This is a genomic window from Phycicoccus duodecadis (assembly GCF_002846495.1).
In the GTDB taxonomy this organism is placed as follows: Bacteria; Actinomycetota; Actinomycetes; order Actinomycetales; family Dermatophilaceae; genus Phycicoccus; species Phycicoccus duodecadis.
On record NZ_PJNE01000001.1, the window covers coordinates 1839659 to 1863127 of the forward strand.

23 protein-coding genes, 1 tRNA gene and 1 pseudogene are annotated in these 23469 nt (G+C 73.5%); 16 read left to right on the plus strand and 9 right to left on the minus strand.

The genetic code is table 11. From position 1 onward, the window contains the following. The first annotated feature begins 60 nt into the window (after window positions 1-60). From ATL31_RS08580 to ATL31_RS08590, 3 genes and pseudogenes are all read left to right on the plus strand, one after another. Entirely contained in the window at window positions 61-1518 is a 1458-nt protein-coding gene (locus ATL31_RS08580; RefSeq protein WP_101395399.1) for a cytochrome ubiquinol oxidase subunit I, read from the plus strand. Window positions 1519-1534: 16 nt separating this feature from the next. Then, a pseudogene (gene cydB / locus ATL31_RS08585) lies at window positions 1535-1981 on the plus strand (cytochrome d ubiquinol oxidase subunit II); the annotation flags it as partial. Window positions 1982-2013: 32 nt separating this feature from the next. Further along, complete coding sequence (locus ATL31_RS08590) at window positions 2014-2409, plus strand: rhomboid family intramembrane serine protease (protein ID WP_245862145.1); 396 nt, start codon at window positions 2014-2016, stop codon at window positions 2407-2409. 156 nt (window positions 2410-2565) lie between these two features. On the opposite strand, the gene ATL31_RS08595 is transcribed toward ATL31_RS08590, so the two are convergent. Beyond that, complete coding sequence (locus tag ATL31_RS08595; protein ID WP_101395400.1) at window positions 2566-2820, minus strand: cell division protein CrgA; 255 nt, start codon at window positions 2818-2820, stop codon at window positions 2566-2568. Window positions 2821-2942: 122 nt separating this feature from the next. Between ATL31_RS08595 and ATL31_RS08600 the strand changes: the two genes are divergently transcribed. The 4 genes from ATL31_RS08600 to ATL31_RS08610 are packed head-to-tail and all read left to right on the plus strand — an operon-like array spanning window position 2943 to window position 5198. Beyond that, complete coding sequence (locus ATL31_RS08600) at window positions 2943-3647, plus strand: DUF881 domain-containing protein (RefSeq protein ID WP_245862148.1); 705 nt, start codon at window positions 2943-2945, stop codon at window positions 3645-3647. Between the two features lie 25 nt (window positions 3648-3672). Continuing rightward, entirely contained in the window at window positions 3673-4353 is a 681-nt protein-coding gene (locus ATL31_RS08605) for a class E sortase (protein ID WP_245862151.1), read from the plus strand. Continuing rightward, window positions 4353-4508: a hypothetical protein gene (locus ATL31_RS16505; protein ID WP_170062495.1), complete on the plus strand. Its 156-nt coding sequence runs from the start codon at window positions 4353-4355 to the stop codon at window positions 4506-4508. The genes ATL31_RS08605 and ATL31_RS16505 overlap by 1 nt, the downstream gene beginning before the upstream one ends. A 33-nt stretch (window positions 4509-4541) precedes the next feature. Further along, window positions 4542-5198, plus strand: coding sequence for an aminodeoxychorismate/anthranilate synthase component II (locus tag ATL31_RS08610; RefSeq protein ID WP_101395402.1), 657 nt, complete (start codon window positions 4542-4544; stop codon window positions 5196-5198). A gap of 24 nt (window positions 5199-5222) precedes the next feature. Here ATL31_RS08610 and pknB read toward each other — a convergent pair whose 3' ends face one another. From pknB to ATL31_RS08640, 6 genes are read right to left on the minus strand one after another with little or no spacing between them, the layout of a single operon-like run. Continuing rightward, entirely contained in the window at window positions 5223-7106 is a 1884-nt protein-coding gene (gene pknB / locus ATL31_RS08615; protein ID WP_101397418.1) for a Stk1 family PASTA domain-containing Ser/Thr kinase, read from the minus strand. Window positions 7107-7118: 12 nt separating this feature from the next. Beyond that, a complete protein-coding gene (locus tag ATL31_RS08620) occupies window positions 7119-8573 on the minus strand; it encodes a peptidoglycan D,D-transpeptidase FtsI family protein (protein WP_101395403.1) in 1455 nt (484 codons plus the stop codon). Further along, entirely contained in the window at window positions 8570-9952 is a 1383-nt protein-coding gene (locus tag ATL31_RS08625; protein WP_101395404.1) for an FtsW/RodA/SpoVE family cell cycle protein, read from the minus strand. Before ATL31_RS08625 ends, ATL31_RS08620 begins: the two co-directional genes overlap by 4 nt. Continuing rightward, window positions 9949-11355 (minus strand): PP2C family protein-serine/threonine phosphatase, encoded by a 1407-nt coding sequence (locus tag ATL31_RS08630; RefSeq protein ID WP_101395405.1) that lies wholly within the window; start codon window positions 11353-11355, stop codon window positions 9949-9951. The genes ATL31_RS08625 and ATL31_RS08630 overlap by 4 nt, the downstream gene beginning before the upstream one ends. A gap of 3 nt (window positions 11356-11358) precedes the next feature. Beyond that, entirely contained in the window at window positions 11359-11874 is a 516-nt protein-coding gene (locus ATL31_RS08635) for an FHA domain-containing protein FhaB/FipA (RefSeq protein WP_101397420.1), read from the minus strand. Between the two features lie 10 nt (window positions 11875-11884). Beyond that, on the minus strand, window positions 11885-12730 hold the full coding sequence (locus ATL31_RS08640; protein WP_101395406.1) for an FHA domain-containing protein: 846 nt from the start codon (window positions 12728-12730) through the stop codon (window positions 11885-11887). Window positions 12731-12973: 243 nt separating this feature from the next. Here ATL31_RS08640 and ATL31_RS08645 point away from each other — a divergent pair, with 243 nt between their 5' ends. The 4 genes from ATL31_RS08645 to ATL31_RS08660 all read left to right on the plus strand — a co-directional run bounded on the left by ATL31_RS08645 (window position 12974) and on the right by ATL31_RS08660 (window position 16320). Then, entirely contained in the window at window positions 12974-13963 is a 990-nt protein-coding gene (locus tag ATL31_RS08645; RefSeq protein ID WP_101395407.1) for a pirin family protein, read from the plus strand. A 97-nt stretch (window positions 13964-14060) separates the two neighbouring features. After that, a tRNA-Leu gene (locus ATL31_RS08650) sits at window positions 14061-14143 on the plus strand. A 248-nt stretch (window positions 14144-14391) separates the two neighbouring features. Further along, window positions 14392-14850 (plus strand): DoxX family protein, encoded by a 459-nt coding sequence (locus ATL31_RS08655; RefSeq protein WP_170062496.1) that lies wholly within the window; start codon window positions 14392-14394, stop codon window positions 14848-14850. 33 nt (window positions 14851-14883) lie between these two features. Beyond that, entirely contained in the window at window positions 14884-16320 is a 1437-nt protein-coding gene (locus ATL31_RS08660; protein WP_101395408.1) for a DNA polymerase IV, read from the plus strand. Between the two features lie 89 nt (window positions 16321-16409). Here the strand turns inward: ATL31_RS08660 and ATL31_RS08665 are convergent, their stop codons facing one another. Together ATL31_RS08665 and ATL31_RS08670 are read right to left on the minus strand one after the other, a co-directional pair. Then, a complete protein-coding gene (locus ATL31_RS08665) occupies window positions 16410-17207 on the minus strand; it encodes a 2-oxo acid dehydrogenase subunit E2 (protein WP_101395409.1) in 798 nt (265 codons plus the stop codon). Continuing rightward, a complete protein-coding gene (locus tag ATL31_RS08670; RefSeq protein WP_101395410.1) occupies window positions 17204-18034 on the minus strand; it encodes an SDR family NAD(P)-dependent oxidoreductase in 831 nt (276 codons plus the stop codon). Before ATL31_RS08670 ends, ATL31_RS08665 begins: the two co-directional genes overlap by 4 nt. 326 nt (window positions 18035-18360) lie before the next feature. Between ATL31_RS08670 and ATL31_RS08675 the strand changes: the two genes are divergently transcribed. From ATL31_RS08675 to ATL31_RS08695, 5 genes are all read left to right on the plus strand, one after another. Continuing rightward, complete coding sequence (locus ATL31_RS08675; RefSeq protein ID WP_101395411.1) at window positions 18361-19146, plus strand: ABC transporter ATP-binding protein; 786 nt, start codon at window positions 18361-18363, stop codon at window positions 19144-19146. 2 nt (window positions 19147-19148) lie between these two features. After that, window positions 19149-19991, plus strand: coding sequence for an ABC transporter ATP-binding protein (locus ATL31_RS08680; protein WP_101395412.1), 843 nt, complete (start codon window positions 19149-19151; stop codon window positions 19989-19991). Continuing rightward, the gene (locus ATL31_RS08685) at window positions 19988-20869 is read left to right on the plus strand and encodes a branched-chain amino acid ABC transporter permease (RefSeq protein ID WP_101395413.1); all 882 of its coding nucleotides are present in this window, start codon (window positions 19988-19990) and stop codon (window positions 20867-20869) included. Before ATL31_RS08680 ends, ATL31_RS08685 begins: the two co-directional genes overlap by 4 nt. Beyond that, complete coding sequence (locus tag ATL31_RS08690; protein ID WP_211283993.1) at window positions 20862-22016, plus strand: branched-chain amino acid ABC transporter permease; 1155 nt, start codon at window positions 20862-20864, stop codon at window positions 22014-22016. Before ATL31_RS08685 ends, ATL31_RS08690 begins: the two co-directional genes overlap by 8 nt. An 82-nt stretch (window positions 22017-22098) precedes the next feature. After that, entirely contained in the window at window positions 22099-23379 is a 1281-nt protein-coding gene (locus ATL31_RS08695; RefSeq protein ID WP_101395414.1) for an ABC transporter substrate-binding protein, read from the plus strand. Window positions 23380-23469: the final 90 nt, after the last annotated feature.

Genomic DNA, 23469 nt, shown 5'->3' on the forward strand with positions numbered 1-23469 from the left:
CGACGTTATGTAGTTTGTACTACGCACCGTCGTATCAGACCGCACCCGCAGGAGCCCCGCATGGGATCGTCGCTCGACGTCGCCCGGTGGCAGTTCGCCATCACGACCGTCTACCACTTCCTCTTCGTCCCCGTGACGATCGGGATGTCGGCCATCGTGGCCTGGTTCCACCTCCGCTGGGTGCGCACCCACCGCCCCGAGTACCTCCGCCTGACGAAGTTCTTCGGCAAGCTGTTCATGATCAACTTCGCGCTCGGCCTGGTCACGGGCATCGTGCAGGAGTTCCAGTTCGGGATGAACTGGTCCGACTACAGCCGCTTCGTGGGCGACATCTTCGGCGCGCCGCTCGCGTTCGAGGCGCTGCTGGCGTTCTTCCTGGAGTCGACGTTCCTGGGCGTGTGGATCTTCGGCTGGGGGCGCATCCCCGAACGCCTGCACGCGGCCTCCATGTGGCTGGTGCACCTCGGGACGGTGCTCTCGGGCTACTTCATCCTCGCGGCGAACTCGTTCATGCAGAACCCGGTCGGCTACCGCTTCAACCCCGAGACCGGCCGGGCCGAGATGGCCGACTTCCTCGCGGTGCTCACCAACAAGGTCCAGCTCGTCACCTTCCCGCACGTCATCCTGTCGGCCTACATGGTCGGTGGCGCAGTCGTGATGGGTGTCTCGCTGTGGCTGCTGCGCCGCGAGGCCGGCACCGCCGACGACCGGATGTACCGCCACGGCGTGCGCGTCGGCGCCGCCGTGGCTCTCGTGGCCTCGCTCGGCGTGGTCGTCTCGGGCGACCTCCAGGGCAAGATCATGACCGAGGTCCAGCCGATGAAGATGGCCGCCGCCGAGGCCCTCTACGACACCACCAGCCACGCGCCGTTCTCGGTGCTCTCGGTGGGCCCGCTCGACGGCAGCGAGGCCACCCGCATCATCTCGGTCCCCGGCCTGCTCTCGTTCCTCGGCACCGGCGACGTGAACGGCACCGTCGAGGGCATCAACGACCTCAAGGGCAGCGAGCGCGCACTGGCCGAGAAGGTGGTCGCGCAGTACGGGCCGCAGATGGCGCCCCTGGTCCTCACCGACGACTACACGCCGATCGTGCCGGTGGCCTACTGGACCTTCCGGCTGATGATGGGCCTGGGCTTCCTCACGATGCTGCTAGCGGCGCTGACCCTCTGGGCGACCCGCGGAACGCGTGTCCCCCACGCCCGCTGGTGGCTGCTGGTCGCGGCCGTCACCCCGCTGCTGCCGGTCTTCGCCAACAGCTTCGGCTGGATCTTCACCGAGATGGGGCGCCAGCCGTGGCTGGTCTACGGCCTGATGACCACGGCTACCGGCGTCTCACCGTCGGTGGGCGTCGGCGAGGTGTGGGTCTCGATGGCCGTCTACACCCTCCTCTACGCGGTGCTGGCCGTCGTCGAGGTCAGGCTCTTCCTCACCTACGTCCGCCGCGGCGCCGCGCCCTTCGCGGACCCGGCCACCCCCGCGGACGCCGACGAGGACGCCCCGCTCCAGTTCGCCTACTGACCCCAGGGACACCGACATGGACACTCTCCCGCTCGTCTGGTTCGCACTCATCGGCCTGCTGTGGGCCGGCTACCTCGTCCTCGAGGGCTTCGACTTCGGGGTGGGCGCGCTCCTCCCGGTCCTCGGTGCCGGCGAGGACGCCGCCGACACCGAGAAGCGCCGTCGCGTCATGCTCACGACCATCGGGCCCCACTGGGACGGCAACGAGGTCTGGCTCATCACCGCCGGCGGCGCCACCTTCGCGGCCTTCCCCGAGTGGTACGCCACGATGTTCTCGGCCTTCTACCTGCCGCTGCTGGTGCTGCTGGTGGCGCTGATCGTGCGCAACATGGGCTTCGAGTACCGCCACAAGCGCGACGACGTCACCTGGCGCCGCCGCTGGGACGCCGCCATCGTCGGCGGCTCGGTCGCAGCGCCCCTGCTGGTCGGGGTCGCCCTCACCGACATCGTGCGCGGGCTGCCGCGGTCTACCTGCTGAGCGCGCTCGGCGGCTCGGTGGTCTACCTGCTGCTGGCGTCCTACCCCTCCGACGCCGAGCTGGCCGTGGGCCAGTGCGGGTCGTGGTGCCAGGGCGCGGTCGGGGCCTCGGGTGCGGTGTTCGGGCTGTTCGGGGCGTTCCTGGTGCTCCAGCGCCGCCTCGGTCGCTCGGCCGCCGGGATGTACGTGATCATCGCGCTCAACGCGGTGATCGGCTTCGTGGTCCCGGGCATCGCCTGGCAGGCGCACCTCGGCGGCCTGCTCACCGGTGCGCTGTGCGCGGTGGTCATCGGCTACCTGGGGCGCTCGCGCGGGCCCCTGCAGCCGCCCGACCGCCGCATCCACTGGGCCGGGCTGGCCGGGGTTTGCGTGCTGCTGGTCGTGCTGGCCGCCGCCCGGTACGCCCTGGTCTGAAATGTCCGCCGTCCGTTGCGTGGGCGGGGCGTTGTCCACAGGCTGTCCCGATGTGGATTACACGCGTGTCATTCGTCCCCAGTGTGGACAACCCCTGTGGACAACTCGGGAAGGCCGGAGCCGTGGCGCGCCCCGGGTCATGGGTGGTGGGCGGCGTCAGCGCCAGCGGGTGGTCATCATGAAGCCGGTGAGCATCAGGGCGAACCCGACGCCGAGGTTCCAGCGGCCGATCTGCGGCACCGGGAACTGGTGCACCCCCGAGATGTAGTACGTGACGACCCACAGCAGCCCGACGACCATGAGCCCGAGCATCACCGGCACGAACCACCGCGCGTTGGGGCCCTGGTCGGCGGCGACAGCGCGCCGCGGGGGCGTGTACGTGGGCTTGGATCGACCCTTGGACTCGGGCACTGGGACTCCTCCGGTTCGTTCAGCGTCGTGCCCTAGCGTAGATGCAGACGCGGGAAGGGAGGTGCGCCGTGGCCGGGACACACGCCGGGAGGGTCGACCGACCCTCGCCGTGGCCATGGCTGGTGCCCGTCGCCGCGCTCGTGGCCGGCTCGCTCTTCGCCTCCAGCGTGCGGGCCTCCGAGGGCGGTGCGCTGCGCGCCGACGCCGCCCGCCTACCCGACCTCATCCGCGCCCAGACCCGCACCAACGCCGAGCGCTCCGCGCGCATCGAGGCCCTCCAGGCGCAGATCGACAAGGCCACCGCGGCCATGGCCCCGGGCGACGCCCAGACCAGCAACCTCGAGAAGCAGGCCGCGGTCCTCGCGCCGGCTGCCGGGCGCACCGCCGTGCGCGGCCCGACCCTCGAGGTCACCCTCGACGACGCCAAGCTCGAGGGCGGCGAGCTGCCCAGCGGCGCCACCGCCGACGACTACGTCATCCACCAGCAGGACGTGCAGGCCGTGGTCAACGCCCTGTGGGCCGGCGGGGCCGAGGCGATGATGCTGCAGGACCAGCGCGTCATCTCGTCGAGCGCGGTGCGCTGCGTCGGCAACACCCTGGTGCTCCAGGGCCGGGTCTACTCCCCGCCCTACGTCATCGCGGCCATCGGTGACGTGGGCCGGATGCGCAGCTCGCTCGACAACGACCCCGAGGTCGACAACCTGCGCGCCTGGTCGGTGCGCGTCGGGCTCGGGTACGACGTCAACGAGGCCGGCCAGCGCACCTTCCCGGCGTACGGCGGCACCATCACCCCGGAGCACGCCCGGGTCGAGAGCCCCGCCTCGTGAGCACCGCCTTCTCCAGCGCGGCCCGGTGATCCGCCGCGTCGTCGGCGCGGTCGGCGAGCTGCTCATCACCGCCGGCGTCCTGGTGCTGCTGTTCGTCGCCTGGCAGCTGTGGTGGACCGACGTGGTCGCCGACCGCAAGCAGGCGCAGGTCGTGCAGGCGCTGGTGCAGGACTTCGGCTCCGGCCGGGCCGCCGAGGTCGGCGGTGACGCCTTCCCCGAGCTGGGGCAGCGCAAGGCCTTCGCGGTCATCCGGGTGCCGCGCTTCGGCGCCGACTACGCGCGCCCGGTCATCGAGGGGACCGACCGGCCGGTGCTCGCGCTCGGAGTGAGCCACTACGACGGCAGCGCCGCACCCGGGGCGGTGGGCAACTTCGCCGTCGCCGGGCACCGCACCACCTACGGCCGCCCGTTCCACGACATCGACCGGCTGCGCGCGGGCGACCGGGTGATCGTCGAGACGGCCCCCACCGTGTACGTCTACGAGATCCGCAGCCACGAGATCGTGCGCCCGTGGCAGACCGAGGTCATCGCGCCGGTGCCCGACCAGCCGGGGGAGGCCCCCACCACCGCCATGATCACGATGACCTCGTGCCACCCGAAGTTCAGCGCGCAGTTCCGCTACATCACCCACGGCGTGCTGGTGAAGAGCATCCCGCGGGCCCAGTGGCGGGCGGCCGACTGGATGACGGTCGAGGGGGCGGGCTGATGTACGCGGCGCTGTGGCGCGCCCTGCCGGGGCCGCGCTGGCTCAAGGCCCTCGAGTGCCTCGTGCTGCTCGCGGTGGTGGTGGCCGTGCTGTTCCAGTGGGTGTTCCCGGTGGTGGCCGAGCTGCTGCCGTTCAACGAGAACACCGTCGGCTGACGCGCCCGGGGGCCCAGCGGGCACCATAGGGGGATGACCCGCGTCCTCGTCGTCGACAACTACGACAGCTTCGTGTTCACGATCGTCGGTTACCTCGAGCAGCTGGGCGCCGAGTGCGAGGTCGTGCGCAACGACGACGTGGCCCCGGCCGACGGCGCCGACTTCGACGGCGTCCTGGTCTCGCCGGGCCCCGGTACGCCCGAGGAGGCCGGGGTGTCGATGGCGATGATCGAGGCCTGCGCCGCGCGGGCCCAGCCGATGCTCGGGGTGTGCCTGGGCCACCAGGCGCTCGGGGTCGTCATGGGAGCGACCGTGGGGCGCGCGCCCGAGCTGCTGCACGGCAAGACCTCGCAGGTGATCCACGACGGCACCGGGGTGCTGGCGGGGGTCCCCGACCCCTTCACCGCCACGCGCTACCACTCGCTGACCATCGACCCCGCGACGCTGCCCGACACGCTGGTCCCCAACGGGCGCACGAGCAGCGGCATCGTCATGGCCGTGCGGCACGCGAGCCTGCCGCTGCACGGCGTGCAGTTCCATCCCGAGTCGGTGCTCACCGAGGGCGGGCACCGGATGCTGGCCAACTGGCTGCTGACCTGCGGGATGGCGGATGCGGTCGAGCGCTCCGTCGGGCTGTCGCCGCTGGTGCACGACGCGGCCGGGGTCGCCCGGGCGGTCGCCGCCGGCTGACCGCCGACGGGCGGCCGGCCCCGGTCAGGGGCTCGGCGAGGGCGAGGGTGTCGGTGACCCGGACGGGCTCGGCGTGGGGCTGGGGGTCGGCGTGGGCGTGACCGTCGTCGGGGTGACCGTGGGCGCAGCCTTCTGGGCCACCACGATCTTGACGGTGCTCCCGCTGTCGACCTTGGTGTTGGCCTTCGGGGACTGCGAGATGACGTTGCCCTCGGCCACGTCGTTGGTCTGCTGGTACTCGGTCTCGACCTGGAGGTTGGCGTCGGCGAGCAGCCGCTGGGCCTCGTTCTGGGTCAGCCCCTGCACGTTGGGCACGGCCACCTTCCCGGTGCCGACCACGAGCGCCACCTTGGTGCCGGGCTTGGCATCGGCGCCGGCGGCCGGGTCGCTCGAGATGACCTCGTCGGCCGCGGCCTGGGGATCGTCGGTCTTCTTGACGGTCCCGACCTCGAGCCCGAGGTCGGAGAGCAGCTGGGTGGCCTCCGAGAGGGACTTCCCGCGCAGGTCGGGGACCTGCACGGCGTTCGGTCCCCCCGAGACGGTGATGCGCACCGTCGAGCCCTGGTCGGCCTGGGTGTCGCCCGCGGGCGTCTGCGAGATGACCTCGCCCTCGGGGACGGTGTCGTCGGCCGCGACCTGGGCGTCGACCTTGAACCCGGCCTGGGCGAGCTTGGCCTGGGCGGTCTGCTGAGGCGTGCCCACGACGGACGGGACGGTGACCTGCGGGGGGCCCTCGGGGCCGCCGAGGTAGTTGACCAGGCCGTAGCCGAGCAGGGCGAGGGCGGCCAGCACGGCGATGGCCAGGGCGATGTACGCGCCCGGCCCGCGCCGGCGGCGGTCGTCCTCATCGTCGTAGGGGCGCTCGTCGGTGACCGGGGGCAGGGGGACGGGCGCGGCGACCGGCACCTGGTAGGCGGCCGTCTGCTCGGAGAGGGCCGAGGTGCGCGGCAGGGCCTCGGTGGCCCCGGCGGCGGCGACCCCCATCCCGCCGGCCGCGGCGGCGGCCAGGGCGGCCGCCGACGCGCGGGCGGCAGCCGACACCGGCCGGCCCAGGCGGACGGCCTGGAGGTCCTGGCGGAACTCGCCGGCGTCCTGGTAGCGGTCCTCGCGCGGCTTCTCGAGGGCGTGCAGCACGACGGCGTCGAGGTCGTCGGGCAGGCCCTCGTCGACGAAGCGCGACGGCGGCACGGGGGTCTCGCCCACGTGCTGGTAGGCGATGGAGACCGGGCTGTCGCCGAGGAACGGCGGCCGGCCGGTGAGCAGCTCGAAGAGCATGCAGCCGGCGGAGTACAGGTCGGAGCGGGCGTCGACGGGGTGGCCCTGGGCCTGCTCGGGCGAGAGGTACTGCGCGGTGCCGATGACGGCCTGGGTGGCCGTGACGGTGGCATTGGCGTCGGCCATGGCGCGCGCGATGCCGAAGTCCATGACCTTGACCGCGCCGTCGGCCCCGATCATCACGTTGGCCGGCTTGATGTCGCGGTGCACGATGCCCTGGCGGTGGCTGTAGCCCAGCGCATCCAGGACGGCCTCGGTGACCCGGATGGCGTAGGTGGGGTCGAGCTGGCCCTCGTCGGAGAGGACCTCGCGCAGGGTGTGGCCGTCGACGTACTCCATGACGATGTACGGCACGTTGAAGGTGGCGCCGCCGGTCTCGGTGACGACGTGGTCCTCGCCGTGGTCGTAGACGGCGACGATCGAGGCGTGGTTGAGGGCCGCGGCCGACTGGGCCTCGCGGCGGAAACGGGTGATGAAGGTGGCGTCACGCGCGAGGTCGTGGCGCAGCAGCTTGATGGCGACGGGGCGGCCCAGCCGGGTGTCGAAACCCTTGTGGACCTCCGCCATGCCGCCGCGGCCGAGGAGCTCGCCCACCTCGTACCGCCCCCCGAGGAGCTCCGGGACGTCAGCCATGTCGTGCACTCCTCATCGGGTCAACCGTGCCTGCATCATCGAACGGGCGATCGGTGCCGCGACCGCCCCACCCCCGGTCTCGCTCCCGGCCGCCGCGGCGTCCTCGACGATGACCGCCACGGCGATCTTCGGGTCCTTCGCCGGGGCGAACGAGATGAACCACGCGTGGGCCTTCGTGCCGGAGCCGTGCTCGGCCGTGCCGGTCTTGCCCGCGACCTGCACGCCGTCGATGCGTGCCTGCCGGCCCGTGCCGTTCTCGACGACGGCCACCATCATGTCGGTGAGCTGCGCGGCGACCTCGGGGGTGACGGCCTCCGACAGCTGGGCCGGCTGGGTGGCCTCGATGACCGACAGGTCGGAGCCGATGACCGACTGCACCAGGTAGGGGCTCATGACGACGCCCTGGTTGGCGATGCCCGCGGCGACCATGGCCATCTGGATCGGGGTGACCCGCACGTCGTACTGGCCGATGGCCGACTGGGCCAGCTGTGGGGCGTTGAGCTCGGCCGGCACCGAGCTGGGTGTGACCCGCATCGGGATGCTCGGGGAGTCGCCGAAGCCGAACTTGGCGGCCTGCTCGCGCAGCGCGTCGGCGCCCAGCTTCATCCCGAGCTCGCCGAAGGCGGGGTTGCACGAGACGACCAGCGCCTGCTTGAGGGTGACGGTGCCGCTGGGGCTGCACGGCTGGTTGTCGTGGTTGGGCAGCGGGGTGTCGGTGAGGGGCAGGTCGAGCTGGGCACCGCCGGGCAGCTCGGAGTCGGGGGTGTACGAGCCGTCGCTCAGGGCCGCGGCCGCCGTGACCACCTTGAAGACCGAGCCCGGCGGGTAGAGGTCGCCGCCGATGGCACGGTTGACCAGTGGGCGGCTCGGGTCCTTGGTGAGCGCCTGGTAGTTCTTGTCGACCGTGGCCAGGTCGTGCCCCGCCAGCCGGTTGGGGTCGAAGTCGGGGTGGCTCACCATCGCCAGGATCGCCCCGGTCCTGGGGTCGATGGCGACGGCGGCGCCGCGGCGGTCACCGAGCCCGTCGGAGGCGGCCTTCTGCACGGCGGCGTCGAGCGTGGTCTCGATGGTGGCGCCCTGGGCCCGGCGCCCCGTGAACAGGTCGGACACCCGGCGGTAGAAGAGCTTGTCGCTGGCCCCGGACAGCAGGGCGTCCTCGGCCTGCTCGAGGCCACCGACCGCGCCGTAGAAGGAGTAGAAGCCGGTGACGTGGGAGTACAGCGGGCCCTTCTCGTACGTGCGCAGGAACTTGAACTCGTCCTGCGTGGGCACCGACGTGGCGACCGGGGTCTGCCCGACCAGGATGTCGCCGCGCTCGCGGGCGTAGGTGGCCAGCAGCGTGCGGCGGTTGTCGGGGCGGGCGTTGAGGTCGGCGGCGAACACGTACTGGATGAGCGTGGTCGACACCAGCAGGGCCGCGAAGAGGAACCCCACGAGGAGCGAGAGCCGGCGCACGGGCGCGTTCACGACAGCCTCACCACCTGGGTGTGTGCCTCGCCGACGGCACTGGCCTGCTGGGCGTCGGGCACCGGCCGGCGTGCGTGGTCGGAGATCCGCAGCAGGAGGGCGACCAGGGTCCAGTTCGCGAGCAGCGAGGAGCCACCGGCCGAGAGGAACGGCATGGTCAGGCCGGTGAGGGGGATGACGCGGGTGACGCCGCCGACGACGACGAAGCACTGCAGCGCCAGCGAGAACGACAGGCCGGCGGCCAGCAGCTTGCCGAAGCCGTCGCGGGTGCCGAGCGACGTGCGCAGGCCCCGCTCGACCAGCAGGGCGTAGAGCGCCAGGATGGCGAACAGCCCGATCATCCCGAGCTCCTCGCCGAAGCTGGGCACGATGAAGTCGGACTCGGCCAGGTAGGTGAGGTCGGGGCGGCCGCGGCCGATGCCGGTGCCGATCATCCCGCCGGCCGCCATCCCCATCAGCCCCTTGGCCAGCTGGTCGGAGGTGTGGAGGGCCTCGGGGCTGAAGGTGTCGAGCCACAGCAGCACGCGGGTCTGCACGTGCCCGAAGGTCAGGTAGGCGAGGTACGCGCCGGCCACGAAGAGCGCCAGGCCGATCGCGATCCACGAGACCCGCTCGGTGGCGATGTAGAGCATCGCGACGAAGAGCCCGAAGAACAGCAGCGACGAGCCGAGGTCGCGCTCGAACACCAGCACGCTCAGGCTCGCGAGCCAGGCGATGAGGATGGGGCCGAGGTCGCGGGCGCGCGGCAGCGTCAGCCCCAGGATCTTGCGGCCGGCCACCGAGAGGGCGTCGCGGGTCTGCACCAGGTAGCCGGCGAAGAAGACGGCCAGCAGCAGCTTGGCGACCTCACCGGGCTGGAACGACAAGGGGCCCACCCGGATCCAGATGCGGGAGCCGTACTCGGAGTTGCCGATGATGGGCATCAACGGCAGCAGCAGGAGGGCGAAGCCGGCGACCCCGGCGATCCAGGTGTAGCGGCGCAGCAGCCGGTGGTCGCGCAGCGCGAAGAGCACGGCGGTGGCGATGGCGACGGCCAGCGCGCTCCACATCAGCTGGCGCAGGGCCACCCCGTCGGCGATCTCGCGGCCTCGGGCGATGTCGACCCGGTGGATCATCACCAGGCCCAGGCCGTTGAGGAGGGTGACGATGGGCAGGATGAGCGGGTCGGCGTACTTGGCCTTCCAGCGCAGCACGACGTGGAAGGCGAGGCTGACGGCGAGGTAGCCCACGCCGACCGCGGCGAGCCCGGGCGGCAACGTGCCGGTGGTGGCCAGCCCGAGGTTGACGTAGGCGAGCCCGACGATGCCCACCGCACCGAGCAGCAGGATGAGCTCGGTGGTGCGCCCGCTGCGGGGGGCCACCGACGACACGATGCTCACGACGGCGGGGGCAGGGTCGGGGTGGTCACGTTCTTGGGCAGCGTGGCCGAGGCGGTGGGGGTGGGCAGCCCGGAGCCGGTGGGGGTGGGGGATGCCGTGGGGCTCGGGGTGGGCGTGGGCTCCACCCAGGTGGGGGCGACGGTGCGGCAGGGCTCGTCGTTGGCGCGCGAGTAGCGGCAGGCGGCGGCCTGCACGCGCAGCTCGGCGACCCGGCTGGCGGCGTCGGCGCGGTCGGCGACCTGGATGCCGTTCTCGATGCTCTGCTGGTAGGAGGGCGGCAGGTCGTCGACGGGGATCATCGTCGAGTACTCGGGGGAGCTGAGCGAGACCCAGCCGAGCGTCTGGTCGACCCCCCGGAAGACGGTGACCACGCCGTTCTGGGCGCCGAGGTAGTACTGCTGCTGGGACCAGGCGTAGGCGGCGTACGAGCCGCCGGCCAGCACGACGGCGGCGACGACGAGGGTGGCCGCCACGCGCAGCAGGGTGGCTCGGCGGCTGCGCGGGCCCTCCTCGGCCAGGGTCACGGCGTCGTCGGTGTCGTCGTCGGAGCCCCGGGTGGCGGCCGCGGTGAGGGCCGCGGCCTTGGCGGCGGGGGTCGTGGGGATCGGGCGGGTGCCGCGGCGCCGGGCGGCGGCGGCGCCGACCACCTGCGGCTGGGTGGGCGGGGCGGCGGCCCGCGCCATGTCGACGAGGTCGCCGACGACGACGGTGACGTTGTCGGGGGCGCCGGCGCGCAGGGCCAGGGCCACGAGGCGGTCGGCGCACTCGGCCGGGTCGGCGGTCTGCACCAGCACCTCGTCGACGGTCTCGCGGGCCACGTAGTCGGTGAGGCCGTCGGAGGCGATGAGGTAGCGGTCGCCGGCCTTGCCCTGGCGGACCACCAGGTCGGGCTCGTCGTCATCGGCGCCGGTGAGGACGCGGGTGACCAGCGAGCGCTGCGGGTGGGTCTTGGCCTCGTCGGCGGTGATGCGGCCCTCGTCGACGAGGTTCTGCACGAACGAGTGGTCCTTGGTGACCTGGCTGACCTGACCGTCGCGCACCAGGAAGGCGCGCGAGTCGCCGATGTGCGCCAGCGTGATGGTCACGCCCGTGCGCAGCATCGCGATGAGGGTGGTGCCCATGCCGTCGAGGGCGGGCTCGTCGTGGATGCGCTGGCCGATCTCGGCGTTGGCGCGCTTGATGCGGTCGAGCAGCGCGGTGCTGGCGTCGCGCCCCGAGAGCGACTCGCCGTCGAGGTCGACCAGGGAGGCGATCACCGTGGAGCTGGCGACGTCGCCGCCGGCGTGGCCGCCCATCCCGTCGGCCATGGCGAGCAGGTGGGGGCCCGCGTAGCCCGAGTCCTCGTTGTTGGACCGGACCATACCGACGTCGGAGCGGGCCGCGTAGTGGAAGGCGAAGGGCATCGTCTACCTCTGGAGCTCGAGCATCGTCTGCCCGATCCTCAGCACGCTGCCGGCGGCGACCTCGCGCGGCTCGGTCAGGCGCGTGGCCCCGAGGTAGGTGCCGTTGGTGGAGCGCAGGTCCTCGACCATCCAGGTGCCGTTCTCGCCCTCGAAGATGCGGCAGTGCCGGCCGGAGGCGTAGTCGTCGTCGAGGACGAGGGCGCACTCGGGGCTGCGGCCGACGAGGGTGCCGGCCGGGCGCAGCGGCAGCGTGGTGCCGGAGAGCGGGCCGGCCGTGACGACGAGGCGGGTGGGGCCCTTCTTGGCGGCACGGGACGGCTTGGGGGTGCGGGCGGCGCGGCCGCGGCGCGCGTCGGCGGCCGGGAGGGCCGGGGTCCCGCGCGGCGGGGTGTTGGTGGAGCGGCGGTTGACCCGGGTGCCGTAGAGGTCGCCGCGCAGCACGCCGACCACGGCGAACACGAAGCCCCACAGCACGACCAGGAGACCGAGCCGGAGCACGGTGAGGGTCAGCTCGCTCATCATCGGTGGGTCACTTCCTGCCCGCGCGGAAGGTGATGGAGGTGCGCCCCACGGTGATGCGGTCACCGTCGTCGATGTGGGTGGTGGTGATGCGCTCGCCGTTGACGAAGGTGCCGTTGGTCGAGCCGAGGTCGCGCACGGTGGTGACGAAGTGCGGGCCGTCGGTGGTGACGCGCAGCTCGCTGTGGCGCCGCGAGATGCCGGGGTCGTCGAGGATGATGTCGGCGCTGTCGTCGCGGCCGAGGATGGTCATCGCGCCCATCAGGGGGTAGCGCTCGCCGTCGACGTCGAGCCAGGGGCGGTCGGCGGGGTTCACCCGGCGGCGGGGCGGGGGTGCGGCGGCGTTGCGGGCGTCGTGGGGGCGGGTGGGACCGTCGGCGTCGGCCGCGGCCGCGGCAGCACCGGGGGCGGCTGCGGCTGCGGCGGGGCCGGGCGACGGGGTGGGGCGGACGGCGCGCTCCTGGCCGGTCATCCCCGTGGCGCGGGGGCGGCTGGCCTTGCTCGGGCGCAGCCGGAAGACGCCGGTCTCGAGGTCGTCGTGCTCCTCGAAGACGATGTCGATGGGGCCGGCCGGCTGGTAGTGCTGCCCCTCGCAGTGCTCCTCGGCGGCCGCGACGAGGTCCATCTCGACGTTCTTCATGTCCGGCGAGATGCGGTCGAAGTCGCCGGGGCTGAGCTCGACGATGAAGACGTTGGGCACGATGGCGCGGCCGGACGACGTGACCGCGCGGTCGTCCATCGCGCGCCGGATGTTGCTCGCGATCTCGACGGGGTGCACGGCGGCGCGCAGGTGCTTGGCGAAGGTGCCCTGCACGGCGCGCTCGATCCCCGCCTCCAGGCGGTCGAGCAGGCCCACGTCGTACCTCCTCGCGGTCGTTCGGGTCGGCAGGCGTCCGGTCAGCCTATCTGCCACGCCTGAAGAGTCCCTGGACGGCGTGCGGTAGCCCCGTGCGGAACCTCGGCTTTTCGGGGTCACCCCGAAAAGGTGACGAGACACGACCTGGCAGTCCTTGTCTCGACGCCGAACCGGGGTCTCGAGCACCGCCGAGGGGGCTCCTGGGGGCTCGTGGGGGCGGCGGGGCGTGCGTAGCGTGGGCCCATGACTCCCCCGGCGGCCCCGTCCGTGCTGGTGTTCGGCCCCCGCGAGGTCCCGCTCGGCGGCCCGCGGGCGATGAAGGTGCGGCGCACCCTGCCCTCGCGCGAGCGCTCGTTCGTCGGGGCCTGGTGCTTCGCCGACCACTACGGCCCCGACGACGTCGCGACGAGCGGCGGGATGGACGTTGCGCCGCATCCGCACTGCGGGCTGGCCACGGTGTCGTGGCTGTTCAGCGGCGAGGTCGAGCACCGCGACTCCCTCGGGACGGTGGCCACGGTGCGGCCGGGCGAGGTCAACCTGATGACGGCCGGCCGCGGCATCTCGCACTCGGAGGTCTCGACCCCCGCGACCGCGGTGCTGCACGGGGTGCAGCTCTGGGTGGTCCTGCCGGCGGTGGCGGCCGGAGTGGAGCCGCGGTTCGAGCACCACGTGCCGGATGCCGTGCGCCCGGCCGACGGCGTCGAGGCGCGGGTCTTCGTGGGGTCGCTCTGGGGATCGACGTCGCCGGTTCGCGTCGAGACGGCGCTGCTGGGGGTCGAGGTGGTGCTGGGGGCGGGAGCGTCGGTGGTGCTGCCGGTGCCGGCGGGGTACGAGGTGGGCGTGCTGGTCGACCGGGGGCCGGTGGCGTTCGCGGGGCGGTCGCTGGGCGTGGCGGAGCTGGGGGTCGTCGAGGCCGGGCACGGGGATGACCTGGTGCTGGCGGCCGGGGATGGGGGCGCCCGGGTGCTGGTGCTGGGCGGGGAGCCGTTCGGCGAGGAGATCGTCATGTGGTGGAACTTCATCGGGCGCTCGCACGACGAGGTCGCGGCCGCGCGGGAGGCCTGGGAGGCGGGGGCCGACGGCGGCGAGGCCGGGCCGTTCGGCGTCGTGGAGGGGTACAGGGGTGACGTGGCGCGCATCCCGGCGCCCGCGCTGCCCGGGGTGCGGCTCAGGCCCCGGAGCAACCGGATGGGTGCTCCGAGGGTCGAGGCGGAGGCCCCGCCGATGTCCTGACGGGGGGCAGGAGCCCCGCGGTGACGGGCCCTCGTGGATCGCTTTTGTCGGATCGGGGGTCCATCGGGCACACTGGGACGGCTCATCCGAGCACCACGCGCAAGTGGCGGAACGGCAGACGCGCTGGCTTCAGGTGCCAGTGTCCGAAAGGGCGTGGGGGTTCAAATCCCCCCTTGCGCACAGATCGCGATCGACCCCGACAGGCTCCTCGTCGGGGTCGATCGCGTTTCACGGACCGGCGACGGCGCACCTCGAGCGACACGGTCGACCCCGCCAGGCACCGGCCATCTCGTGCGACCGGGGCCCTGTGCGGGGGCGGCACCACGGGGTGACCGGTGCGCCGCGAGCCGGGGGCGGCGCGGTGGGGTGACCGGTGCCGGGCGTCAGGAGTGAGGCGACCTCGGCGGGGCCGGCCGCACAATGGGGGCATGACACCGGAGAAGGCGCAGGTCAGCACCCGTCGCGAGCAGTGGGGCCGGCGGGCCCGGGCGGCGAGCAAGGTGGCCCTGGGGGCGGCCCTGATCGCCGCCGGCGCCGCGCACCTCACCACCCGTCGCGAGGAGTTCCGGGCGCAGGTGCCCGAGTGGGTGCCGTTCGACACCGACGACGTCGTGGTGTGGTCGGGCTACGCCGAGCTCGCGCTCGGCGCGGCCACCCTCGTGACGTGGAAGCAGCCGCACCGGGCGCGGACGGGCCGGGCGGGTGCGCTGTTCTTCCTCGCGGTCCTCCCCGGGAACGTCGCGCAGTGGCTCGAGCGCAAGGACGGCTTCGGGCTCGACACCGACCAGAAGCGCCTGGCCCGTCTGGCCTTCCAGCCCGGCCTGATGGCGTGGGCCGTGTACGCCGGCGACACCCGGGCCCCGCGCCGCGCCGCGCAGCAGGCCTGACGCGCCGTCGGTGGCGACGGGGAGACTGGGACCGTGCGCTCGGCCCCGGTGATCCTGCACCTGGATCTCGACGCCTTCTTCACGGCCGTCGAGCAGCTGCACAAGCCCTCGCTGCGCGGGAAGCCGGTCGTCGTGGGCGGGGTCGGCGGCCGCGGGGTGGTGGCGACCGCGTCGTACGAGGCGCGGGTGTTCGGCATCCGCTCGGCCATGCCCACCGCCGAGGCGCGCCGCCGCTGCCCGAACGCCGCCTACCTCTACCCCCGCTTCCCGGCCTACCGCGACTGCTCGCTGGCGGTCATGGCCCTGGTCCGCGAGGTGACCCCGCTGGTCGAGCAGGTCTCCATCGACGAGGCCTACCTCGACCTCACCCCGACCCACCCGGGGGCCGGCGCCGACGAGGTGGCGGCGGTGGCCGAGGGGCTGCGGGCACGCATCCGGGCCACCACGGGCCTGACCGCATCGATCGGGGCGGGCACCAGCAAGCTCGTGGCCAAGATCCACTCCGACCTGGCGAAGCCCGACGGGCTCGCGCTGGTCCCGGCCGGCGAGGAGGCCGCGCGGCTGGCCCCGATGTCGGTGCGGGCCATCCCGGGGGTCGGCCCGGCCACCGCCGCGCGGCTCGCGGTGCACGGCGTGGGGACGGTGGGGCGGCTGGCCGAGCTCGGCGCCGACGAGGCGGTGCGGCTCCTCGGGCGGGCGCACGGCACCCAGCTGCACGCGTTCGCGCTGGGGCTGGACGAGCGCGAGGTGGTCACCGAGCGGGCGGCCAAGTCGGTGTCGGCCGAGACCACCTTCGACGTCGACGTGACCGACCGGGTGCGGCTGGGGCGCCACCTGCGCGAGCTGGCCGAGCGGGTCGGCGAGCGGCTGCGCAAGGACGGGCTGTCGGGGCGCACGGTGGTGCTCAAGGTGCGCCGCCACGACTTCAGCACCCTGACCCGCTCGACCACCCTCGACCAGCCGACCGACGACGTGGCGCTGGTCGTCCAGCACGCCGGGCGGCTGCTGGCCGGGCTCGACGTCGCCGACGGGCTCCGGCTGCTGGGGGTCGGCGTCTCGGGGCTCTCGCTCTACACCCAGCCCGACCTGCTCGACGGGCTGCTCGACGCGCCCGAGCCTCCGGTGCGGGCGGCGGCCGGCGACGAGGGGGGCGAGGAGTTCGTGCGGCCGGATGCCGGCGGTGGCGCGGCGTCGCAGATCGCCGGCGAGGCGGAGCCCGAGGTCACACTCGCGGAGGGCCCGGCGCCGGCCGGGACTCCCACGTGGCGGGCGGGGCAGGACGTCACGCACGCCGAGCACGGGGCCGGGTGGGTCCAGGGCAGCGGCGTGGGCCGGGTGACGGTGCGCTTCGAGGGGCCGCACACGGAGGTGGGGCGGATCCGCACCTTCGCCGCCGACGACCCCGCGCTGGCACCGGCCGAACCGCCGGTCTGGCACGCGCAGGCGGAGGCCGAGGCGGGCCCGGGCTGACGGACCCGGCGGCGCCCGCCGGGCGGAGAGGTCGTACCAGAAGGTCCGGATGCTCCGAGGCGTGGGCCACGAGGGACGGCCGTGCCGGCTCAGCCGCCGGGGGCGTCGAGGCGGGCCGGGTCGGCCAGGTGCTCCAACAGCACCCGCTGCAGGGCACCGGCGTGGGCGCCGTCGACGAGGCGGTGGTCGGCGGTGGCCACCAGCACGCTCACCGGGCGCACGACGACCTCGCCGCCGACCGCCACCGGGCGGTCGCGGACCGCCCCGACCGCCAGGTAGACGGCCGTCCGGGCGAAGGGCGCCGGCGCCAGGAAGGCCTCGTCGAGCCCGATCGTCCCTACGTTCGAGACGAAACCCGTCCCCAGGGGCCGCCCCGGCTGGCCGAACGCGGGCAGCCCGAGGCCGCCGACCATCACTCCCGCCGCCCCCATCACCGGGCGCATCGCCCACGACGGCGCCAGGCGCACCAGCCCGCTCGTCACCCGGTGGGCCCGGTCGTGGCCGCCGCGCAGCGCGGCGGCCCGCGCCTCGACGCGGCGCGCGATCTCGACGGTGGGGAGCCGGTCGGCGTCCTCGACCCGCACCGGGGCCAGGTCGGCGCCGCCCTCGACGTCGACCGCGAAGGCCACCGTGCAGTCGGCCAGCGGCCGCACCCGCCCGAGCACCACCCGGGCCCGCGCCTCCGGCACGGCGCGCAGCGCTCGTCCCAGGGCGGCCCCCACCAGGTGGGTCAGCGTGACGCGGACCCCGGTCGCCTCCCGCAGCACCTGGACGTGCGCCAGCGCGGCGGTGACGTCGACCTCGGTGCGGGCGTGGATGCGGCCCTCGCTCGGCGCGCGCCAGGTGCCGACCGCGATCTTGCGCCGCGCCGACCGTGGCGGCGTCATCGGCGCAGCCCTTGCCCGTCGTCGACGGCCCGGGCGGCGGTGGCCGTGGGGATGCCGGTCAGCACCGCGCGCACCAGGGTGCGCGGGGCGCCGGCGACCGCCGCCAGGGGCGCCGCGCGCCGCGGGCGACGTACGTGGGGCCGGTCGCGCTCGACGGCCGTGACGACCGCGCTCGCGGCCTCCTCCGGGTCGAGGGTGCGCAGTACGTGCAGGCGCAGGGCCCGGGCGAACGCGGCCGCGGTGGGCGGATGCGTGCCGATCCGGCCCATCATCGGCGAGTCCACCGGCCCCAGCTCGGCGGTCGTGACGCGCAGCGGCGTGCCGCGCAGCTCCGCGCGCAGGCCAGCCATCGCGTGCGTCAGCCCGGCCTTGCTCGCGCCGTAGACCGCCAGCCCCGGGAACGTGGCGACACCGGCCAGCGACGACACCGCCACCACGTGCCCCCGGCCGCGCCGCAGCATCGAGGGCAGGGCCAGGCGGGTGAGCACGAGCGGCGCGACGAGGTTCAGCAGCACCGCCTGCCGCACGGCCTCGAGGTCGACGTCGGCGAGCTCGTCGAGGACCTCGACGCCGGCGTTGTGCAGCACCACGTCGACGGGGCCCAGCGCGGCCTCGGCCGCCGCCAGCACCGACGCCGGTGTGTCCGCGAGGGTCAGGTCCCCCGGCACGGCCACCCCGCCGGTGCGGTGCGCCAGCCCGTGCAGCGCCTCCTCGCCCCGGGCGACGAGGGAGAGGCGTGCCCCCCGGCCCGCCAGGGCGGCAGCCAGCGCCGAGCCGATGGTGCCGGTGGCGCCCGTGAGGAGCACGTGCCGGTCGCGGAGGAGCATCGGCCCAGTGTGTGCGGTGTCGCGACCGGCCCCGGCATCCGGGCGCCCTCGGCTGTCGAAGGTTGCGCCGGCCGCGTCAGAGCCGGCGGGCCAGGGTGAGCGCGACGTCGCTCGCCGGGCCCGAGCGAGTCGGTCGGCGACCCGGGGAACGGCCCGGCCCAGGTGCGGGACGACGTTCACCGGGACCGCTCGACCGTTCGTCCCGCCAAACCGACCGACCACCGCGCCGTGACCGGATCGTTGCGTGACGTGGCCGCGGTGGGCGGGGTACGTTCACCGCCACCCACTCCACGCCTGCAGCGCCGCGACGTGAGGAGCCCCTGTACGTGCTGACCATCGAGAACGTCTCCGTCCGTTACGGACGCGCCGTGCAGGCCCTGCACGACGTCTCCTTCGAGGTCGCCGACGGCGAGGTGGTGGCCGTCCTCGGCAGCAACGGCGCGGGCAAGTCCACCCTCCTGCGCGCGATCTCGGCCACCCTCGCGCTGCACGGCGGCACCGTCACGTCGGGGTCGGTGACCCTCGACGGCACCCGCCTCGACACCCTCGACCCCGCCGCGATCGTGCGCCGCCGCCTGATGCAGGTGCCCGAGGGGCGCCAGGTGTTCGGCCGGATGACGGTCGAGGAGAACCTGCGCGTCGGCGGTCTCGCGGCCGAGCCCCGGCGCCGTGAGGGGGCCAAGGCGCGGGTCCACGAGCTCTTCCCGGTGCTGGCCGACCGGTCGGCCCAGCCCGCCGGACTGCTGTCGGGCGGTGAGCAGCAGATGCTCGCCATCGGCCGGGCCCTGATGTGTGACCCCCAGGTGCTGCTGCTCGACGAGCCCTCGCTCGGGCTCGCCCCCCAGCTCATCCAGCGGATCGGGCAGATCGTCACCGAGATCAACGCCGGCGGCACCGCCGTGGTGCTGGTCGAGCAGAACGCCGCGATGGCGCTCAAGGTCTCGCACCGCGCGGTGGTCCTCGAGGTCGGCCGGCTCGCCCTCAGTGGGTCCTCCACCGAGCTCGCCGCCAGCGAGGACGTCCAGCGCCTCTACCTCGGCGGCCACGCCGACCACGCCGAGGACGATGCGCCCGCCCGCCCCCGCCGCATCCTGTCGGCCTGGAAGGGATGACGATGCCCGACACCACCCACCCCGCCCCGGACGCCCCCGCAGCCGACGCCCCCGCCGGCGCCCGCGAGATCCCCACCCTGGCGGTCGAGGACGTCACGGTGCGCTTCGGCGGCATCGTCGCGCTCGACGCCGTGTCGTTCTCGGTGGCGCCGCGCTCGATCCACGCGCTCATCGGCCCCAACGGCGCCGGCAAGTCGACGTGCTTCAACGCCGTCACCGGCATCTACCGGCCCACCAGCGGGCGGGTGACGCTCGGCGACGCCGTGCTCACCGACACCCCGCCGCACGAGGTGGCGCGGCTCGGGGTGGGGCGCGCGTTCCAGAACCTGGCCCTGGTCGGCGGCTCGTCGGTGCTCGACAACGTGATGCTCGGCCGGTACTCGCTGACCAAGGGCGGGTTCCTGTCCTACGGCCTCCGGCTGCCGCGCACCATGAAGGCCGAACGTCGGCACGGGGAGCGGGCCGCCGAGATCTGCGACTTCCTCGGCATCGGCGCGCACCTGCACCGCCCGGCCGGCGTGCTGTCCTACGGCGACCAGAAGCGGGTCGACATCGCCCGCGCGCTCGCGGTCGAGCCCACCGTGCTGCTGCTCGACGAGCCGGCCGCCGGGATGAACGCGTCCGAGACCGCCGACCTGGCGCGCCTCATCCGTGACATCAGCGAGGGGCTGTCGATCTCCATCCTGCTGGTCGAGCACGACATGGGGCTGGTCATGGGCATCGCCGACCGGGTCACCGTGCTCGACTTCGGCCGGCTCATCGCCGACGACACCCCGGCGGTGGTCCAGAAGGACCCCGCCGTCATCCGGGCCTACCTGGGCTCGGTCGAGGAGGAGAGCGCATGAGCACGTTCGTCCAGGTCCTGCTCAACGGCACCGGCCGCGGGGCGATCTACGCCCTGCTGGCCCTCGGCTTCGTCGTCATCTACAAGTCGACCGAGGTCATCAACTTCGCGCACGGCTCGCTCGCCCTGTTCGGCGGCTACATCGTCTTCGCGCTCAAGCCGACGCTCGGCTGGTTCGGCGCCGCGCTGTGCGGGGTCGTCGCAGCCGCCGCGCTCGGGGTGCTCATCGAGCGGGTGCTCCTGGCGAACGCCAAGCTCGCGCATCAGGACTCGCTGGCGATCCTGACCATCGGCGTCGACATCATCATCCTCACCGAGGTGACCCGACGGCTGGGGACGGCGTCGGCGCCGTTCCTCGGCGACCCGTACCAGGACGTGCGGGTCGGGTTCCTCGGCGCCACCATCGAGGGTCCGGAGCTGTTCGCGCTGCTGACCGCCGTCGTGCTCATCGGCGGCTTCTTCGTCGCGTTCCGCTTCTCGACGTGGGGCCTGACCATGCGGGCGCAGTCCGAGAACAAGGAGGCGGCCGCCCTGATGGGGATCCGCAGCTGGCGCGTCACGGCCAGCGCCTGGGCCCTCGGGGGTGCCCTCGCGGCCATCGCCATCCTCTTCATCGCGACCCTCCCGGTGGCCGGTGGCGCCGGTCTCACCGCGGCCCACACCATCGCCTTCGCGGCCTTCCCGGCGGCCATCCTCGGCGGCCTCACCTCCCCGGGGGGCGCGGTGGTCGGCGGCCTCGTGGTCGGGCTGGCCGAGTCCTCCGCCGCCCAGTACATCGACAACGACTTCGCCAAGGTCGCCGTCTACCTGGTCATGCTCGTCGTCCTCGTCGCCAGACCGTCGGGGCTGTTCGGGAAGGTGGAGCAGGTCCGTGTCTGACGCCACGAGCGCCGAGGCCCCGGGCCCGCAGCCGGACGGCCACGTCGGGATGCCGGCCGTGCACCCGCGCCGCAGCCGGCTCCGCTGGCTGGGGTGGGGCGCCCTGGCGGTGGTGCTGTTCCTGGTCCCGATCTACCTGCCGGGGCAGTACCTCATCGTCAGCACCTGGGTGATGACCGGGGCGGTCGGCGCCATGGGCCTGACCATGCTGATCGGGCAGGCCGGCCAGCTCTCGCTGGCGCACTCGTTCTTCCTCCTCGTGGGCGGCGTGAGCTACACGGTGCTGTCCAGCGACGGCACCGACGGCTTCGTGGGCCTCGGGCTGCCGACCGCCCTCAGCCTCGTGCTGGCCGTGGTCATCAGCGCCCTGGTGGGCGCGGCCTTCGCGCCGGTGTCCGGGCGGTTGCGCGGCATCTACCTGGGCGTCGCCTCGCTGAGCCTGGTCTTCCTCGGCTGGTGGCTGGCGCGGGTGCTCCCGTCGATCGCGGGCAGCACCTCCAGCGGCCGCTACGCCGACGACCTCAACCTGTTCGGCTTCGACTTCGGCGAGAAGTCGCCCACGCTGGCGATCCTGGGCGTGCCCATCGGGCAGAACGAGCGGCTCTTCTGGCTCTACGCGGCCCTGACCCTCATCGCCTACCTCGTCGCCCGCGGTGCCGTCGACGGGCGGGTCGGGCGTGCCTGGCGGGCCGTGCGCGACAACGAGGCCGCCGCGACCGTCATGGGGGTCTCGGTGGTGCGGCAGAAGGCCACCGCCTTCGCCGTCTCCGGTGCCTACGCCGGGCTCGCGGGGGTGATGGTCGTGTGGTGGTACGACGGCCTGCTCAAGCCCGACGAGGCCGTCGACAGCGGCACCTACAGCACGGCCGTCGCCATCGCCTACCTCGCGATGGTCGTCATCGGGGGGCTCGGCTCGCTCGGCGGTGCCATCGTCGGCGCGGCCGTGGTGTTCGGGACACCGCTGATCATCCCGCTGCTCAGCCAGGGCGATAGCACCGCGGTGCTCTCCTCCGGCGGCACGGCGTTCTCGCCCGTCGTCATCACCTACCTCGCGTACGGGGCGCTGGTCGTCCTCATCGTCCTGTTCGAGCCCGGCGGCTTCGCGGCCATCGGGCGCCGTATCGCCGGGCGGTTCACGCGCGGCTGACCCGGCCCCCTACCCCCGCCGTCGGCGGGCGCCCGACCGCCGCGGCGACAGCCCGTGGTGGACCCCCCAGAAAGGAACCCAGATGAGCACGAAGAAGCTCGCGAGAGCTCTGGCGGCCACCGTGGTCGTCTCGTCCCTCGCCCTGGCCGGCTGCAGCAGCAAGGCGCAGACCGGTGGTTCGAGCGGTGGCGACGCCAGCGGCAAGGGCGCGGTCAAGACCGACGTCGGCGTCACCGACTCCGAGATCACCCTCGGCAACCTCACCGACCTGTCCGGGGTGTTCAAGATCCTCGGGCTGGGCATCACCCAGGGCACCGAGATGTGGGCGGAGGACGTCAACGCGGCCGGGGGCATCTGCAACCGCAAGATCAAGATCACCTCCAGCGACCACGGCTACTCGGCCGAGAAGGCCGTCCCGCTGTACAACCAGACCAAGGGCCAGGTCCTGGGCTACGTCCAGCTGCTCGGCTCGCCCATCCTCGCGGCGCTGAAGAAGCCGATGGTCGACGACAAGGTCTCGGCCGTGCCGTCGTCGTGGGCGTCCACCAACCTCGACGCCCCCGAGGTCGTCATGGTCGGTACGACCTACGACGTCGAGATGGTCAACGGGATGAGCTACCTGATGGAGCAGGGCAAGATCAAGGAGGGCGACTCCATCGGCCACATCTACATCGACAGCGAGTACGGCAAGAACGGGTTCGCCGGCTCCTCCGCCTTCGCCAAGGAGCACAACATGACCATGGTGCCCAAGACGGTCACGTCGACCGACGCCGACCTCACGAGCTCGATCACGGCGCTGAAGTCGGCCGGGGTCAAGGCCATCATGCTGACCACCACGCCGGCGCAGACCGCGTCGGCGGTCGGCCAGGCGGCGGCCCAGGGGCTGAACGTGCCGATCTTCGGCAGCAACCCCACGTACGCGCCCCAGCTGCTCGGCACCCCGGCCGCCGCGGCGCTCACCAGCGGCCAGTTCATCACCGCGGCCGGCATCCAGCCCTTCAACTCCACCGACCCCAAGGTCCAGGAGCTCGCGAAGCGCTACAAGGAGAAGTACAAGGACACCCCGACCTTCGGGCCGCTCGTCGGCTACACCTTCGGGCAGACCTGGGGCGAGATGCTCAAGAAGGCGTGCGACGCCGGTGACCTGACCCGTCAGGGCATCCTCGACGCCAAGGCCCAGACCAAGGTCGACACCGGGGGCCTGGCCCCGAGCATCCTCGACTTCACGAAGCCCGGCGAGCCGTCGACGCGCGCCGTCTACCTCATGAAGCCCGCCAAGGTCGAGGGCGGCCTCGAGCTCGTGCAGCCCGAGCCGTACACCTCCAAGGAGGCCGAGGCGTTCAAGACGCCCTTCCAGAAGTGACGCACGGCCTCACCCGCGGGTGAGGAGCAGGGCCCGGGCCGGCGTGCTGCCGCCCGGGCCCTCCGGCGTGCGGTGCGGCGTGGGGTCGTG